General features: G+C 33.1%; 12 protein-coding genes and 2 pseudogenes. 4 read left to right on the forward strand and 10 right to left on the reverse strand.

What is annotated here, in order from left to right; genetic code table 11:
• Positions 1–35: 35 nt before the first annotated feature.
• The 9 genes from VBD025_RS15845 to VBD025_RS15885 all read right to left on the reverse strand — a co-directional run bounded on the left by VBD025_RS15845 (position 36) and on the right by VBD025_RS15885 (position 13,355).
• The gene (locus tag VBD025_RS15845) at positions 36–4,388 is read right to left on the reverse strand and encodes a hypothetical protein (protein WP_430787210.1); all 4,353 of its coding nucleotides are present in this window, start codon (positions 4,386–4,388) and stop codon (positions 36–38) included.
• A complete protein-coding gene (locus tag VBD025_RS15850) occupies positions 4,381–5,139 on the reverse strand; it encodes a DUF6063 family protein (RefSeq protein ID WP_430787212.1) in 759 nt (252 codons plus the stop codon). Before VBD025_RS15850 ends, VBD025_RS15845 begins: the two co-directional genes overlap by 8 nt.
• A complete protein-coding gene (locus tag VBD025_RS15855) occupies positions 5,136–6,482 on the reverse strand; it encodes a hypothetical protein (RefSeq protein ID WP_430787214.1) in 1,347 nt (448 codons plus the stop codon). Before VBD025_RS15855 ends, VBD025_RS15850 begins: the two co-directional genes overlap by 4 nt.
• Positions 6,483–6,546: 64 nt before the next feature.
• Positions 6,547–6,702: a hypothetical protein gene (locus tag VBD025_RS15860; RefSeq protein ID WP_430787216.1), complete on the reverse strand. Its 156-nt coding sequence runs from the start codon at positions 6,700–6,702 to the stop codon at positions 6,547–6,549.
• Complete coding sequence (locus tag VBD025_RS15865; protein ID WP_430787218.1) at positions 6,693–7,727, reverse strand: Wadjet anti-phage system protein JetD domain-containing protein; 1,035 nt, start codon at positions 7,725–7,727, stop codon at positions 6,693–6,695. The genes VBD025_RS15860 and VBD025_RS15865 overlap by 10 nt, the downstream gene beginning before the upstream one ends.
• A gap of 307 nt (positions 7,728–8,034) precedes the next feature.
• Complete coding sequence (locus VBD025_RS15870) at positions 8,035–8,382, reverse strand: hypothetical protein (protein WP_430787220.1); 348 nt, start codon at positions 8,380–8,382, stop codon at positions 8,035–8,037.
• 196 nt (positions 8,383–8,578) lie between these two features.
• Positions 8,579–8,782 carry a hypothetical protein gene (locus tag VBD025_RS15875; RefSeq protein WP_430787222.1) on the reverse strand — a complete coding sequence of 68 codons (204 nt, stop codon included), beginning with the start codon at positions 8,780–8,782 and terminating at the stop codon, positions 8,579–8,581.
• A gap of 93 nt (positions 8,783–8,875) precedes the next feature.
• A complete protein-coding gene (locus VBD025_RS15880; protein WP_430787224.1) occupies positions 8,876–11,374 on the reverse strand; it encodes a DUF2357 domain-containing protein in 2,499 nt (832 codons plus the stop codon).
• The gene (locus VBD025_RS15885; RefSeq protein WP_430787226.1) at positions 11,346–13,355 is read right to left on the reverse strand and encodes a DUF3578 domain-containing protein; all 2,010 of its coding nucleotides are present in this window, start codon (positions 13,353–13,355) and stop codon (positions 11,346–11,348) included. The genes VBD025_RS15880 and VBD025_RS15885 overlap by 29 nt, the downstream gene beginning before the upstream one ends.
• A 354-nt stretch (positions 13,356–13,709) precedes the next feature.
• Here VBD025_RS15885 and VBD025_RS15890 point away from each other — a divergent pair.
• The 4 genes and pseudogenes from VBD025_RS15890 to VBD025_RS15905 form a co-directional block, all read left to right on the forward strand.
• Positions 13,710–13,889: pseudogene (locus tag VBD025_RS15890) on the forward strand (helix-turn-helix domain-containing protein); the annotation flags it as partial.
• A gap of 61 nt (positions 13,890–13,950) precedes the next feature.
• Positions 13,951–14,505, forward strand: coding sequence for a sigma-70 family RNA polymerase sigma factor (locus VBD025_RS15895; protein WP_430787228.1), 555 nt, complete (start codon positions 13,951–13,953; stop codon positions 14,503–14,505).
• 94 nt (positions 14,506–14,599) lie between these two features.
• A pseudogene (locus VBD025_RS15900) lies at positions 14,600–14,792 on the forward strand (hypothetical protein).
• Positions 14,793–14,911: 119 nt separating this feature from the next.
• Positions 14,912–15,709, forward strand: a complete 798-nt coding sequence (locus VBD025_RS15905; protein WP_430787230.1) for a hypothetical protein — start codon at positions 14,912–14,914, stop codon at positions 15,707–15,709.
• A 262-nt stretch (positions 15,710–15,971) separates the two neighbouring features.
• On the opposite strand, the gene VBD025_RS15910 is transcribed toward VBD025_RS15905, so the two are convergent.
• Complete coding sequence (locus VBD025_RS15910; RefSeq protein ID WP_430787232.1) at positions 15,972–16,922, reverse strand: reverse transcriptase family protein; 951 nt, start codon at positions 16,920–16,922, stop codon at positions 15,972–15,974.
• Positions 16,923–17,669 lie beyond the last annotated feature (747 nt).

Below are 17,669 nucleotides of genomic sequence, written 5' to 3' on the forward strand. Positions count from 1 at the left end.
TTAATAACTTAGTGAATAGACCAATGTTTATGTGTTTATTTTGCATAGAAGATACTATCAAGCTCCACATTTGCTTGTATATCTTCATTTTTAAATCTTTCTTGACTGCTTAACATTAAAATTCCTCTTCTAAAGATATATTGATTGCTAATAACTGTATCAAATTCAGCTTGAATAGACTTATCTTTAATACCTGTTAGACAGAACAATTGTGTATTTGTCATTTTCGCCAAATCAATATAAGGCTTTACAACGTGATCTGAGCTTGCTTCACCGAATGGATTATCCACAATTATGAACTTAGTAGAAGTTTCTTTGGAAAAACGTCTTTTACGTAAGTGGTTGTTGAATGCAATAAACATACACATTCTCGCGGACTGTTTTTCACCCCCACTCCAATCTGCTACTTCATCCCAAAAATGATCGTCGTATTTATTTAACAAAAAATTTTCTGGTTTTACGACCTTTACGACACAACGATTTATATCTGCATAGCAATTGATTACATTTTTCATTGTCATCATCTTATCAAACAACACATCGAGTTGAGCATCATCCAGTCCATTGTATTTCTGTTTAGATAACTCCTTCAAAACGTTGTCTACGAATAGTCGGTACTCATTTTTTGCTTCTTCTGGTTCCCTCCTCGTCCAACGAATCTTGATTAGATGTACAATATCTGCCCCACGCTTAATTTGAGAACTTTTTGTAATATCTATGATGTTTTTATGAATTGTCTCAGATCGAGCATACATATTATCAATCAAAGATTCTCGTCCCTCTTCAGATTGTTTTTTTTCCACTTCAATTACTTTTTCATAAATTTTAACTTTTTCAATTATATCTAAAAAGCTTTTTATGATTAAATCATAATCATCTTTATCTTGATCTAATAACTCGATTAACTGTTTTGTCATATGGATAAGTGAACCGTTTCCAGTCTTTTTAATATCTTCCAAGAGTTGGTCTAACCTTTTACTAACGTTAAATCGTTGCTCGGATAGTCTTCCTCTTTTATCAGTAATTTTACTATTTTGATCAAAAATAAAACGAGAAGGATTTTTTTCGTTCCATTCCTCATCACGCAGCACTTCTGCTCCTACAATTCCAACAATATTTTGTTTATCTCCATCTAAACCATCTAATGCAGTAGTTAGATTCAATAGTTTTTTCTTTATATCTTCTTCTGTGGTTTTCTCACTTTTTATTCTATTTGCTAATCTATCTTTTTGTTGTTCGATCAATTCAATCTCTTCTTTTACGGTTTCGCCAAATTCATACGGTTCCTTCTCATAGAATTTATCTATTTGCATTACTTCTTTATCGTACAAATGCTTGCTAGTTTGTTGATCTATTTTTGCTTTTTGCAATTTTTCCTGCCAATCTTTCACAATATCATATACTCCATTAACTTCAAACTTGAATTGTTCTAACAGCCTTTGATCATAAACCATATTCATTGATCCGATCGTTTCCATAGAATAGCCAAGCGATTCAATATCTTGTTCGTACCTTTGCATCGTATTCTCACTCTGATTTAAGATTCTTTCCAAACTCTCTAGCCGTTTGAAATCAGAGTTAGCTTTTTCACGAAGCGATTTGTATATGGATTTTTGTTTGCTATATTCCTGTTCTGTAGCCACTATCTTTTCCTCTACATTTAAAAAGTCGTAGTCTTTAAAATCCCTTAATAAATTGCTTTGGACAAGTTTGTATTTGTTTATATTCGAAGTATGAGAATCTTTTTTTGATTCTAATTTCTTAATAGTAATCTTTATAAATTCAACGGTTCGTTTTAACTCTGCAAAATCTTGGTTTGTAACTTCCAATTTCGATTTGTTTGTATTTAAATTTAAATACCTGTAATTAAAACTTGCAAACTCATTTGTTACTTGTCTTATGTGGTCAATTTCTTTTTGTTTTTCTTTTATCTGGCTTGCAATACTTTTCCTTTTTTCCTCGGATAATCGTATGGTTAGATCTAGTTCAGATTCTTCTTCATGAAGAACAGTGATAGCCTGTTTAATCCGATTAATTTGGTTTGCCAACTCTTTTCTGGATACACTAGAATAATTAGACCAGAAGGTGTAGAGTTCGTTTTCAAGCTGCTCCAATTCTTTCAATTGTCTTTTTTTGTTTCTCAAATCTCCCTCATATTTCTCTATGCTTTGTCTAATTTCCCTTTGTAGCGCTTGCCAATCGTCCGAATGATAACGAATTTGGAAATGATGAAAGACGAATAAAGATCGATGAAGTTCATATAAAAACTCTTTTTCATCTTCTTGAGTGTGAGTTTTGTCCATTAATAAAATAGGTATGGTTAGTTCTTTTTTATATCCTTTTAGGGTACGTTTGATCTTTGGGATTTGATTGGACTCTACGATGATAGAAAAAGAAATCATAGGATTTTTTCTTATCATTTGCCTTTTTTGCCTCTCTGTTAACCTTAATCTAGTAATCCATTCCACCCCTAAAATAACATCAATACCTCGTTCTATTAGGTAATCCTTGACATTTTCTAGTTCTACGTGAGCGTGGTATCCTTTTTGGTCAATACTTTCTAGGATTTGCTTGTAATGCTCCATCTCAAAAGTTAGATTTGTAATGTGTTTATCCATTTCAGCTTTTAATCTTACTAACTTTCTTTCAATATTTTCTTTGTAATAAAACAAGTTAGTTTCCTGTATTGTTAGATATGAATCTACTTTATCTTTCAAAGAATTTTCTAATTCAGAGAAAGTGTCAAATTCTTTTTCTCTTTCAGAAAGTTGGTTCTTTTCAGACAATGTTTTTGTTTTTATCTCTTGTTCTTGATTTTTTAAACAAGAAAATCGTTCCCAATCCTTTTGTTCCTTTATTTCTAATTGTTCCTTTTCAAACTGAACTTTTTTCAATTCTCTTTGTAAAGTATTCTCAGTATGAAGAGCATCTTTGTCCCAAACCTCAGCATGATTTTTTTGTAATTCAATTAGTTCTTTTTCATAATTTTGTATATAGACACTTAGTTCTTTTCGTGTTTCACTTATTGCCATTAGCTCTTGTTGTTTTAGTTCTTTATTGTCCTTGGCTTCTGTAAGTTCTAGATTAATACTCGTAAAATGGTTTTCCAATGAGTCAAGTTCTTTCTCTTGTTTAACTTTTAGATGACGGTATTGTTTAGATACTATTTCCTTTTCTTCTTGTAGTTTTATTAAACGTTCTCCTCCTTCTAATTTGGCGGATTCAATTTCAGCCCTAGCTTCATAGGCATTTTCCAGAACATCTTGGTAATATCCGTATTTTTGAGCAGCTTGTTGTTCTTTAATTGAACGTTCAAGGTAATCTTTATCTTTCGTTAGTTTCCGAACTTGTTCTTCAGCCTCATTCCATTCCTCCTCTGCCTTAAGAAGTTGTATCTTAAAGGCATGCGCTTCATAGGATTTGATTTTCCAATTTACATGTTTAATTTCACTTTCAATTTGTACGATTTTTTCCTTAACTTCTTTTAGGAGTTCATTGTTATCCTCTATGCGATTTTTAATTGTCACATAGACTCTTCCAAGCATCTTTTGTGCTATCTCGAGGTCTGTTCTAATATTATTATATACTTCACAAGCATCTATAATAGAGTCGGCACTACCTAATATAACTTGATAATCTTTTAGTTTTTTTTCCTGCTCTGGAAGGCTAAGTAACTTTTCTTTATAAGTTTGGAATGCATTAGAGATCGCATTCTTTTCTTGTTCGTTAGGAAATAAATTTTCCTCTAGGAATGGCACAAATAAACGCTCTAATAAAGTTTCTGTCGTTAAAACTTTTTCAAAAAACGCTTTGATACCACCTTCTTCACTGTTTATTTTCGATATATTTTTCCACTCGGAACCCATAAGCCCATACTGTTCTAATGATTCTTGGTATTGTTTCTTGTTTTTATAAGCCACTTGAACACCTTTTTGTTTTCGCAAAAACTCTTTCAGCATCTTTAAATTGGTTACCCTACCTTCCATAGAGAAAGGTAAATCTTCTAGTCGAATCGCATTTTGGTGATCGTATTCGTTAACATAGTTGAAATACTCATAACCAGGATCATCTTTGTACCGTTTCACACCGTAGTTTTCAAAACAAAAACCAGTAACAAAATGATCTCGAAATTCATCATCTTGAATCCATTCTGTAGCAACGTGAATCGTTTGCCCCTTTTGCACGTTCTTTTTCATTTCTCTTCCCTGGATAGTATGATTCGGGAGGATAACCTGGTGAATTAACTGAATAAGACTTGTTTTCCCTCCACCGTTTTCTAATAGAAATAAGGCATTGTTTCCCATAACATTAAAAATCTTGTCCCCGAACACTTTATTTCCGCCATCTAATTTAATGTTTGAAATCCTAATTCTATTTAACTTAGGCATATACTCCTTCTCCCCCTTCCTTGTTAATTTCTTTTATTTCATCTAATAATTCCTGCATTCTAGTAATTCGCTCTCCATTATGATAGAAAGAGTTAGAGATGTTTTTCATTTTATCTGTTAAAGAAATTTCTTCTTTTTCACGAATTATAATTAGTTTTTCATTTTCCCAAAAGCGCAATACTTTTAGAAAGAACCCGTAATCTCTTTTGGTTGCCTTAGACAGATCTTTGATATCTTCTGTTACATCCGAAAGTCCTTTCCACGTTTCCAACATCCCTCTAATGTCTAGTTCATATCTAGTTTGCAATTCTTCTAATTCCTCTTCGGATTTTTGATCAAAATTTTGCATGTATTCATTCACTCTTGCCATTATTTCATCCACCTTTATGAATGCTCGCGTTTCTCCAGTTTGTAAAAATTGATCTCCAAAGAATTCACTGAGCAAATTCATAAAAATGAATTGAGCAAAGTACAGCTGCTTATTATCTTTTAGTTTCATCAACTCTAACAGTTCACTATTGCTATAAGCGAATGTATCATTCTCCATTTCGGGCACAAAATAAAGTGTTTGATCTACCTGTACAATTTTAGACTGAGAAACAGGTTGGAAAATTTGTCGAATAATATCTCTTATATCCGGGTCTAAATAAGAATGAAATAGATCTGGATCTCTGTTTTTATCGATACTTCCCCTTATCATTACAGTCTGAAATAATGTGTATGCTTCTTTTACCTTTTCTGTTTCTATCATTCTTTTTTCTCCTTTCTTAAGATAATAAAGTCTGTAATCATCGCTCCGTTGGCGAATTCAAATTCTTTCTCTGTTTCCACAATCAAAAACCCACCTATATCTTCTAATTCGTCGTTTTCATTTGTTATACTAATCAGTACTTTATTTTCATCTGGGTCGTGTGCTATTTCATCTAAATCATGCATTTCAAACTGTTTATAAGTATTGAAATGTAATGCCATAACAGTGTCTAAGAACAACTGAAAATCTTGGTTTTCTAATTCGGAATAGAGCGACAAATTATTTTCTCGTAGATCCTTAAGAACATCTGAGATAAAGTAATATTCTTTCTCAATCAGCGGCAATAAAAGGTATTCAGCCATTCTTTTAAAATTTTGAAAGTCTTTCTCTTCTTGTTGTTTTAACTTTAGAATTTCCGCCTCTTTTTCCTCTTCTGATAACTCTGGCAACATTTTTTCTAGATTATGATTCACTTTTTTCACTGTCTGCGTCTTGAATGCCCACATCGGATGATAAGTTTTCGGATATTTAACTGGCATTATCGGCTTCAGTAACTTGTGGGCCTTTTCTTGCGTTACTCTCTTTGTCACCCAGTTTTGGAGCACTGCTTGTTCGAAGTTAAACTTCTTTGCGAACAGGTTTTCAATTAAAAGTTCAACAGAACTTCTAGCTGTAGTTGATAAATCAAGCTTTTTGGTAAATAAGATGGCAATTTTTGAGTTACAACTATCTAATAAACTATCGATTTGTAGAATAGTTTCATATTTTTTTCTTTCTCTTTTTGTTAGTACGCCGTTAATGTAATTCATTTTGATTTCATCAATATTTTTTCTAAGGTCGTTAATCTGTTCTTTCTCTTGCTTCGTTTGATTGGTTGAGTTTTCAATGGTTTGGTTCAAGCGATCTTTCTCTAAAGCAGAAATAGCATTTCTTCTTATTTTTTCTGAATACCTGTCGATGGAATTCCTTTGGCTATCAATTTGAAATATCAAGTCCTTCGCTGCGTTTAGTGCAGGAGCAAACTCTCCTTTTTCTAATTGCTGTTTTAAAAATAAAGCAGTAATACTAATTTGCATTTCTGAGAACATTTCTTTTGTTTTGAACAACAATTCAATTCCTTTTTCGGAAAGTCGTAAATTTATTTCTTTGTTTTTATGTCCTTCATAAGTCCAATTAGCATATTCAATTAATTGGAATTGTATAGTTTTTTTCTCATCACCTGGGTAAACTGTGTGGGAATAAGCAAAGTTTTCTCCGTTGTTTCTTAATTTTTCATCGACTAAATATCTTCTTAGTTCGTTAGCCTCATCTTGAGACAGCATAGTCCCATATACTTCCTTCATTATACTTTGGATGAAGATTGTGAGTTGGTGATTTGTCACACTACCTTTCCCCGTTAACATTTCATTAATAATAAAACAACAAAGTCCCAAAGCCCAGTTCCATTAAATCGTATTTTTTATATCTACTGTGCGTCGCCTGCTTCAATTGGTAAATTGGCATGAATAACACAAGATTTTGATACCTTTCTGAGATCCCTTCATAAAGTCTTGCTACTTCCAATTAGACATCCTCCTTAGTTGCTCTATACTTAACGCTTCTTGCGGAATATATTGCCCTTTTTTTAAGTACTGTAGGATATCTCCCCTTATTTCTTTATCCATATATGACAGGAAAAAGTTCACTGAAGCTTCATTCCAATTTTGAGACTTTCCCTTTTTATTTCTTCTATTTTTCCATATAGCTCGGTAAAATGGTATCATTGGTTGGACTTTATAATCTTTTTGAGATGTTCGGTATAGAATTGAAACACCTTCACGGTCGAGGTCTCCAAAATAATAAATGGGGACTTTCGTTGGTATGTTTAATTCTTTTAAGTAATCAATAGAATGAGAGATTTTATTTCCTTCTCCATAGACCAACATTGTAAAGGTTTTTCCATCCCAAGTATCGATACCTTCCAGCATCAGTTTTTTAACGCTAAAGAACGTGTCTTTATTTTCCACAATTAGAATTGCTTCTCCTTCGTTTTTCCATTTACCAAAATGGAAAAACGGTTCGTATGTCTCAAAACAACAAAGATCATCGTAATCTTTTCCAATCAATTGGAGGATTTGTTTTCCTGCTTTGCTAGCCAAAAATTTCTCATTTCCAAATAACTGATAAGAACGTTCATTAACAGAGTAAAAAGGTTCTGAGGATGATTTTGACACCAAGAAAGAACTAATTATTTTCAGTACATCTCTTTCTATTCGGTATTTATTTAAATCTTTTAGATACTCGCGCATAACCATAGATGGATGGAAAGAAAAAATCTCGTTTTTTAATTCCTCTTCATCACCTCTTTTTACCTCTTCACATTTCTTGTATTTTTCTTTAATTCGGCTGTCTGGTCCATATGACTGTGCACTTTTCAACGGAATTATAACCCCATTTTCTTCAAGTTGCAGCACAATTTCTGCAAACTCTTTATAAAATAAAGGACTTCTATTTTCACCTAAATTTTTCTTAACCTTTTGCTCTAAATTTATAATTTCAATAGTTTTCTTTTGTTCTTTGATTAAAATTTCTCTCACTAATCTTTCCATATAATCTCTCCCTTGATACTTTCAAGAACACAAATCGCCATAAAATTCATCTTCATGTGTTATTTTCTTAATTTTACCACATTTTATTGAATAGTAGGGATGAATAATCGAACTATTGACGTTTTAATGCAATCAAAAAAAGTACTCATCATTCCAATTACTAATGGAAAAATGAATACTTTTCTACAGAATTTCTATCTGGTGAAGATTCTTTATTGAAAACGGATAGTAAAAACAACTTTTTAGCTTCCTCACTGTTCTTTTATGTTTTAAGTCACATAGAGACGATAACTACTAACGTAACAGTCTATTTATTTGCCTTATTAATAGCGTCAAACAATTTAGCTGGGGATAATTTGCTTAATTCAGTATTCCCTGCTATTTTAGACCTCGCGCTTCCACGAACAAACACATCCGCATCATGGTCGTTATAGCCCTTTTCCAAGATTAAATAGTGATACAATTTTTTACAAGGAGACATAAGAAACTTCTCATTTTGGAATGCATTTATTGCTCGCTCGCGGTCGATATTACATTCCTTCATCAAAACACGCAGAATTTCATCATCCTTTACCTTTGCTTCATAAAGCGCGGCAGCCACAAGCTTTATCTCATCATTCGTAATTTGACGTTCTTCTAAAGGTCTTAAATACATGTACATCCCCTCCTACATTATTAACTATAAAACTTCTATCTCGATGACGATTCTTTATTGTATGCGTATAACAAAAACAATATAACTCCCACACCACCAAGCGAAATAACTGGAAACAGATGGCTGAATACTACTAAAATGACGATTTATAAGCAGACACTTGTTTACAAAAAAAGACATCTCGTTTTGAGATGCCTTAATACTTAATCATGAACATTTGATATAAACCTAATAAGAAAACTACAACTGCTGTATTCTGGATCAATCCAGTTGGTAACCTGAAAAATTTTAACACATAACCAATTAACAGAGCAGCAATAAATGGGATTCCTAATATTATTAGTAAATCAATTGCCATTCCGTTCATAGTTTCCTTCAAAGGACTAAAATCTATTTCCATTCCATCACCCTATATTTATTTCGGTCAGAGTACATTATTTTTAAAGGAAATTAACAGCAATATATGTTCATTTTTACTCAATACGTATATTCCTTAACTAATCCCCTTCTCAACAATCCGCCGAAATACACCAGACGGATTTCTTAACAAATCTCCCCCTGGAATAACCTCTGCAGAATCGCCTTTACTTAATTCTATATTCAGAACATCCGTCAATCTCAGTTTCATTCCATTTGTTTCAAAGCTCTTAATCGATCCAGCCTTATCCACGTATAAGTCATTAAGTTCAACGTTTACCTGTGAAGATATCCTTCGCAGCATCTTCCATAACTTCATCTCTTCAGGTGTCTTCATGAATAGTTGAGGTAATTCATTAGCTTCTTTTACGTTAGCTAATGTAGTCATCATGTATTGTTTAATGCCATAGTTGACTGGTTTGATCGTCTTATCGAGTGATTCCCATACTTTAATTTGAATGACAGCATAGTCAACTGAGTCATCGCCGATATCTAGTTCTTTCCCATTAACGAAAACTACTTCTTCGACAAAACCCAACAATGAAACGCCCATCCGATTTCCAAACTCTTTTTTAGGAAGGTATAGGCCAACATATTGCGCTTCCTGCCAACCCTTTGTAAGGTAAGACAACGGTATAATATATCGTTTATTTTGAAGGAAATCTTGATAGACGTCCTTATTCGCTACTTTTCCTATCAATACCTTTTTCTCTAACGACGATTGCCACTCCTGCAATGTACCTTTAGGTAGTATGCCTTCTTCTTGTAATTCTTCCGGGCTTTTTTCTACCAATCTCTCGATAAATTGCTCTACTAACCTAGTGCTATTCGGAAGAAAAGGAAATCCACCAATGTTTACATCGTTAATGCTTTTATAAAAATCATGCTCTGCGTATCCTTCTTCATCGAACCATGGAAATAATACATAGGCACCAAATGCATATCTTTCATACATGGCGCTTTCCCTTACGACATGAGCATCTCTATATCGATGCATCGTGTTAATATCTTCTTCTAAAGGGCCAGGTTGTTTATACTTACTTCGGTAGTACGAGCCTTCTGTCGCAAAATCTATACGGTACTTTGCATCAAAGATATAGTGGTACGCGTAGTCTTTTCCTTTCTTTTCAATGCTTAACATGGAATCAGGTTTTTGTGAAACGGTTGGCAGATTTCCGTCAAGCTTTTGAAAGTGTAAGGTGATTTTTTCATTCGTAACAGGATGTTTAAATACCCGTTTTGCTGAAGCTGACTGGTCAAGTTGAACAAATAAGCCATCACGTCTAACCTTAATTATGTCCTGACTAATCATAGGGTATTTAGATCCAAGTATTTGACCTAACTTAATAAAGGTCCAATATTCATAAAGGGTGGCTACATCTTTGACCGACATATTATATAGTTCACCATGAAGAATAAGACCTCGTGAAACGGTTAAATATATTTGATACATATCACGGTATCCTGGAGCCATTTGCATCACCAAACTCATAACAGAACGGTTTAACTGATTGATCTCCCTCCAAAATGGTGACTTAATTTTTCTATCAAGCGCTACCGTCATCTTATTTATATTAGCCAATAACGCTTCATTATTGTTTTGCTGATAAGGGTGGTTTGACGTTTGGATTACGTTTAAAAGATGCTCTAGCTTGTTGATTAACCTCTTCATCATCCATTTCACAAATTGGTTTTCCAATGTATTGTAAGACAATTGTTTCTTTACGTTTAATCCATGGATTGGCATCACGTTTTGCTTACCTAGCTTGATACCATTTTGTACTTGCTGAAATAACTGCGGCCGTTTTCTTAGATAATTACGGCCAGTGGCGTCCACTTTTTTTAATTGATCACCACGCACTTTTCTATACGTCTTTTCCAACTGATGATGCGGTTGTCTTTCAATGACAGTAATCGACTTCATTAAGTTTTTAAAATGAGCATCAAATAACCGATAAAACTCAGACCATGATGGTTGTTTAGTAAACGAAGTAGTAGCACCTAGAAATGTCTTTTTAATAAAATGAAAAGCAAGGTTATAGACTTCTTCATTAACCTCGTCTAGCAGTTTCTTATAGTCCTCTTTATAGTTCAGTTTAATCGGAAAGATCTCCATTGTTACTTTCAACAAAACATTTTGTTCATCACGAATTTCAAAGGTTGAAAATCCAACTTCATTTTGAAACTGTAAATTACCCATCAGTAGTTGGTGAGGAGGGCTACCAACTGGAGTAACAGCCATCCTTAAACCAGGGTGTTCATGGTAGAAAGATAAGGTCTTACCGTTTTTAGGTGTTACAACTAACTGGTAAACTCGATTTTCAAAAAAGATAGGCGGAACCCTTGTCTGATCAGTTAACTTGTCTGCTTTTAAGTCGTAAACCAAAATGGATTGGATGTGATCCCCTTTCACACTTAAATCCATAGTTTCATCGTTTTGAATCATTTGATAGTTTCGCAAGCCTTCATATCGTTCATGATAAGGTTTACCTTTAATATATAGATGAAAATCATCCGTCTCAATGACGACTAGTTCCGTGTCCTCATTACCTGGCCCAGAAGGAAGTGAAGCCATCTGATTGCCCCCTTCTCAACATGTCATGTACTTTTTTAGCTGATTTGGGATACTTCGAATTTTTAATTATTTCCGATTGATTTTCAGGCTCTATTTCCTCAAATTGATGATTCGTACAGTATTGATAGAGGTCCTTCAATACTTCAAATGCCTGTGTTTCACTAGCGGTTATTCGTGGCAATATTTTCTGATGTAACTGGTAGTCAAAAGCTTTATCAAAGTCCATTAAAAATCTGCTATAAATTAGATAAAAACAAATTTCATCCCGCACTCGGTAACCAATGTGCGCCTGAATCGGAGCCAACAGTTCATTGATTTCAATCAGTCTATCCGTAACATCATGAACAATACTTTTGTGTTTATCATAGGCATCCTTCAAATATAAAAATTGCGACTGGATTCGATCATTGTTAATTAACTTAGGCTGTGCTAAATCTTCGCTATCTGGAAATAAAAAATGATCTAACTTCACTTCATTAAATTCGACTTCATCCTGTCTATAATAAAATCCTTTTGATTCTATAAAGCTATGTATATGGGTGATGATGCTTTGATCTGTTTCATTAACGTCCATTTCCGGATGCTCCTCAATAATTTGTCCAGATTGTTTACTTATGTACTCTTCGTAATAATTGATCATTTGCGAGAGGTCTTCTTGTAATTTCTGTTCGCTTGGGAATTCATTTTTATCATAGGCAATGTATAATGCTGTAGAGTCTCTGTAACCGGTCGCCTTACTACTTTGACCTAGATCAAGTTCATTGTCCGTATGGGTGTTAGGATAAATAAATACCTTGTCCCTGATATCTCGTTTAATACGTTCAATCGTTTCTTTCGAATTATCAGCAACACCTTGTGCTAGCGTTAAGTATAGGCGTTCCATGTCTTCACTAAAAAGGTAAACAATATAGAATCCTGTTTGAGTAGTAGTCGTAATCTTTTTGTTCAAAATTGCTAGCCAAGGTACCTGCGCCCAATTACCTTGACCTACAGAAGCCTTGACCAAGTATTTTTCTGTATCAACAATAGAGAGATCTTTAAATCCATTAGCAAGATCACTCCGCACAAAACTCCCCAGTTCATTTGCTTTAAACGGTGTACTCTTTTCAGAAACATACTCATTCATTACTCTTAATAACTTTGGACGGATTTGTTCTTCCACTATTAAATTCCACTCCTTATCTACTAATCCTACTTGCTCTAAATAGACAAATAGATTATGGGTTCTTTCTTTAGCAACAGACTCTTTCATTAAATTATCTTTGATTGAATTGCGTACAACTAACATTGCTAGTTCAGGGAAAATCTGTTGTTTATTTCTTCTGGAGTATTCACTTAATCTAGATAACAACTCCAATACCACTTTAAAATAAGGGAGATTTTTAATAATGTTCGCCATAAATTCAGACTTTTCATTTGCCTTAGCATACCTATCCAACAAATCCTCATTCCTAGAATGGCTGGCATCTACAAATCCGAGCAACCGCAAGTCCTGTCTGCCACGCGACTTAATTCGGTACAGGTTCCCTTGAACTTGTTTACTAAGATTTTTCAGATCGTACTTTTGCTCAATTATCTCATTAAGAAGTTCCACTACTTTACTATATTGTTCAGTTGGTAGCTCATTTGTTTTAAACTCTTTTAAAGTGAGATATGTATCCCCATTATCTGAGGTAATGTTAACAAAAGGAATTTGTGCAATTAATGAAATAATAAAAGTAGACCTTCCTTGGTTTGCTAATTGCTCTCTCTTTAATTCTCTCTGTTGAAATAAGCGTTCTATTTCTATTTTCACTGAGTCTAATGAAACTTTTTGCCAGGGCTCATTTGATTCACGATTACTATATTTTTGTCTTGATGAATCAGTTTCAACGTAAAAGTATTCTTCATCTACTTTCGTAACCCAATTAGTTTTCTGTTGAGAAATAGTCTTGAATTCTTTTATCGATTCTATGTATTTTATAACTATATCTGTAAGCAATGTATCACCTCGTAAGTAAAGTCTATTTAAGATCTACTTCAATTGTATTTTATGTATAATATTCTAATAATTATATTCTAATTACATTCTATCAAAAATACAGGAGAAAAGTAGGTATAATTGCAGAAAGATGGCAGGTTTTGCTAGAATTTAATAGTTCCTGAGTACTATTAGTTTAACTCCAGGCTTTCGAATAAAATTTGAATTTTATATTAAACCACCAAAATACAACATATACGTTGTGTACTTTTGTCTCCCTGAAAGGATAATAATTCTGAAAAGGGGGATTCGTGTGGAGATAAGCAGCCTCAGCAAGTGATTGGACAACACCTTAGAAAATAACGAAAAGAAAATCAGCTCACTTTTGAAGTGTTAGCTGAGCAAGTGGAATTAAGCCCGAATCATCTAGCGCGTATTGAGCGTGGAGAATATAATACTACCCTTCATACATTTTTGAAATTGGTAGCTTACTTATATCTTCCCGGTGAATTTTATGAGAAAATGAAACAACTCTATAAAGATAACCAATTCTAAATCCACCTCCGCTCATCCCCGCACACTCCACCTTTATCTCGTCATAAAGGAGTCATACCACGTGACAAAGCAATATACATTTGAAGAAGTTTTCAAGCAAAACGAACGACGCATTCATTATCACATCTATAAACTAAATATCCACGATCCTCATCAGGAATTCTTCCAGGAAGGTTTATGTGCGATGTGGAATGCTTATGAAGCCTACAAACCTGATAAAGGCCCACTATCAACCTACTTCAATTTCACCATCCGCAATCGCCTCATTGATCTAATCCGTAAACAGAATCGATATGAAGAAAAAGTACAAACCTATCTCCAGGAAAACGCCACGGAAATAACCTCACCTTCATCCACCAATTTCAGAAATCATATTCTCTCAGAAAATTGTTTACTTTGGAAGCAAATTCATTCCAAGTTAAATTCAAATCAATTGAAATGGCTACATTATGTAGTGATGGAAGGTATGTCGTTAAGGGATCTTGCGGCTCAGGAAAATACTACTGTTGATGCTGTGAAAGGCTGGTCGAAAGAAGCTAGGAGGAAATTGAGGAATGAGGAATTTCGGGATAGGATTATGAAAGCTGTAAATCATCAAGAATATTATACTGATTGAAAAAAATATATGACTAATCAGTAACTTCATTCTATCTATCCATTTACCCTACACTTATAGTAAAATGTAATTAGTAATGAACAGGAGTGGCGTCATGAAATTCGGAATGCGGAAACCAAGTATCAAAAAGAGAATCTCAGCAAGAACCAGTATTAAACGTCCATCGCGCTGGTTTAAAAATGCCAAAAGGTAAGGGATGGATGCGTAACCCTAAGAAATACGCCAATAACAAGGTTTATAATAAGACTTCTTTTGATATTTTTAAATTAAATAAGAAATTTAAGTGAATAAAAGAATCTTCCTATCCTCGTCCATTTTAATAGGATTAGGTGGGATATTTAAAACATATTATTAATAATATAAAAATACTTCTTACTATCTTAACTAGACTATGGGGGGAATTTACTTGAATTCCAATAAACTAGCTTTCAGAGATTTTTTTACTGCAAAAGACATTGCAGAACCGATAATCTCAGTCACTGAAGAAGATGCAGAAAGAATTAATTACTATTTCAATGTTAAAAACTTTGATGTGCTAGCATTTCGTAAAGGAAATAGCGTAACGGGCTACATTGCAAAACAGTCTTTTAAATCAGATAGTTGGAAAAATAATGTACACAAATTTGATATTAAAGATCTCGTTTCTGTAAATACACCATTAGTTGAATGTATTCAAATATTAAAAACGCAGGAAAGGCTTTTCATTATTGATAGATCCAGCATTATTTCTATAATAACTAGATCGGACATAGAAAAACCAGCTGTACGAATGCTTTTTTATGGTCTAATTACATCGTTTGAAAGTAGTATTGCAACAATTATTAAGAAACTATATCCCGAAGGAACTTGGCAAAGTATATTAAAAGAAAATAGAATTAAAAAAGCTATTAAAGAATATAACAATCTCAAATCAAAAAATAGAGAAAATGACTTATTAGACTGCACCCAGTTTTGTGATAAAACTGACATTCTAATGAGTAATCCTGAACATTTAATTCAGTATATAGAATTAAGTAAGAACAAGGCAAAAGGTTTGTTTAAAAAATCTCGAGAACTAAGAGATGACCTATCCCATGCTCAACCACTTTACTCATGGTTTGAGACAAGGGAGTTATATGCTATATTGGAACATTTACAACTGATACTACACAACATTGAAAATGAATATAAGATTGCGGACGAGACCCAATATATTTTAAAATAGTACAGGTTTTTAAATTTGTTATTTACTTTACACCTATGTATATTAATTTAATAATTATTGAATGATGAAAGAACATATTCCCCCTTCCACATTAAGACTGTAATGTGAAGGGGGAATATGTCTTACTTATACTAATATCGATAAAACGTATACATTCCTAAAAGTAATGAAGGACTGCCCGTAAGCTTTTTGAGGAAGGCCTTCTTATCAAACAAGCTGGCATGCGCCACCAAAAAAAGAATATTTACATAAAATTACTTTTTTAATTAATTTTACGTAAATATTCTTTTACTTCATTAAGTTTATGAGAAAAATGGTTTGTAGGTTTATCAGGTTCAACAGCTTTTACAGCGATTATGTATCCTTGCAATTTATTGCATAGGTTATCCAACCTCTTCTTATCTTGAGGCTGACTAACAAATTGATGTGTAAGTTCTCTATATACTTTAACGGTTTTTAATTGTAATTGGTTTGGAACATATAGTCTATTATTTTTTATAACTGTTCCTGTTACTCCGATACCTCTTCTATTGTGTAAAAGCCTTGATTTTCTTGTATTGACACTTAACTTGAAACTATTAACTATACTAATAACATGACTTCTAAATTTTTTAGAAATGAAGCTTCTCGAAGAAAAAGTAAGGTCATCATAATAACAAGTAAATTTGATGTTATTTCTATTTGCAACTGTTTTTAAACCAAAAAACATATCATAGTAACTAAAAAAGCTTAAAAGTGGACTTGTTGAATATCCCTGAGGCAAATGTCGACTAGCTTTTGAGTGGGGAAGTGGCTCAGTTGTAAGTAATGAACATATCTTTGCAATGTCTTTTGACATTTGAAGTTTATCCTTGAAGAATGTGTATACATAATACTCGGAAGTCGATGGAAAAAAATTTTTAATATCCAAAAGCAAAAAATAATCGTTTTCTAAATGTTCATTAGCATTTCCCACATAACTTCTATTTCTAATACCTCCATAGACATAGTCTGGTGGTTCAATATCAGCGAGCATAGAAGCCATTCTTTTTATAACCCTTTTATATTCTAGAGGAGGATTATATAACATTCTCTTTTTTTTATCTTTTGAAAAGAACGGTTTTGTAGTGAAAAATTTTTCTATATCCTTGAGTTTATATACCTCAATATGTAAAAGCTCAGATAGATATTTTTTATTAGTCACTCCGAATAGTTTGCTGTTTTGAAAATCCATATACATCCCTCATTGTATGTTAATTAAGGCAAGAGTTAATGATTAATTCAGCGAAATTAGCAAAATTATCAGCTAATAATGAAAGCAAATAAAACAAATTGCTTAAAAAGGAAAACGAACTTGGTGTAGCAGAAACCAGACCTATTACACTGATAAAGGTGATACAATGCCTCCAAATTCTATTTACCTTTCGCTTCTTTCTCAAACGATTCATGCGAGTATTTCTTTTAATCATAATAAAAGACTCCTTCCAAATGTATTAAGGACCTTAGTCCCCTCTGCTCATTTTTTGGAAGGTGATGGAATGAACCTTTTAACTCTTGCCATTAACCGAAAAATCTCTGCTCACGTATTTTAGTGAGTGCATAAGGATTTTTTCGTGCTCCTTAGGCTTCATGCTCCGATGCATTGAAATACCAAGGGGCGTCAAACTATACCGCCTTAAAGGCAAAATATTCTATGCAGAGGAATTTCCAAGTATACTCACAAACACAATTTTACCAATAATTACAAATAAAATCAATATATTCATTTATAAGATAATAATGGTGTAACGATCGAAGTACGGTAAAAACGCAAATACTTTTTGGTAGTCTTTCAATGCTATCACTCCCACATTAATTAGAATTGTATACTTTTTCACACCTTTTATATATTTTTATATTACACTGACAAAACTAGTCTAACTATTTATTAGAAAAAAATAAATCCTCACCAATAAAACCAAATACTAAACCGTCAAATATA

Origin of the sequence: Virgibacillus flavescens, from assembly GCF_050574275.1 — a bacterium.
Classification (GTDB): domain Bacteria; phylum Bacillota; class Bacilli; order Bacillales; family Amphibacillaceae; genus Virgibacillus_F; species Virgibacillus_F flavescens.

Excerpts from the sequence above, each read along its gene's own strand:
- VBD025_RS15845 (WP_430787210.1), bottom strand. The coding sequence starts at position 4,388 with ATGCCTAAGTTAAATAGAATTAGGATTTCAAACATTAAATTAGATGGC.
- VBD025_RS15850 (WP_430787212.1), bottom strand. The coding sequence starts at position 5,139 with ATGATAGAAACAGAAAAGGTAAAAGAAGCATACACATTATTTCAGACT.
- VBD025_RS15855 (WP_430787214.1), bottom strand. The coding sequence starts at position 6,482 with ATGAAGGAAGTATATGGGACTATGCTGTCTCAAGATGAGGCTAACGAA.
- VBD025_RS15865 (WP_430787218.1), bottom strand. The coding sequence starts at position 7,727 with ATGGAAAGATTAGTGAGAGAAATTTTAATCAAAGAACAAAAGAAAACT.
- VBD025_RS15870 (WP_430787220.1), bottom strand. The coding sequence starts at position 8,382 with ATGTATTTAAGACCTTTAGAAGAACGTCAAATTACGAATGATGAGATA.
- VBD025_RS15875 (WP_430787222.1), bottom strand. The coding sequence starts at position 8,782 with ATGGAAATAGATTTTAGTCCTTTGAAGGAAACTATGAACGGAATGGCA.
- VBD025_RS15880 (WP_430787224.1), bottom strand. The coding sequence starts at position 11,374 with ATGGCTTCACTTCCTTCTGGGCCAGGTAATGAGGACACGGAACTAGTC.
- VBD025_RS15910 (WP_430787232.1), bottom strand. The coding sequence starts at position 16,922 with ATGGATTTTCAAAACAGCAAACTATTCGGAGTGACTAATAAAAAATAT.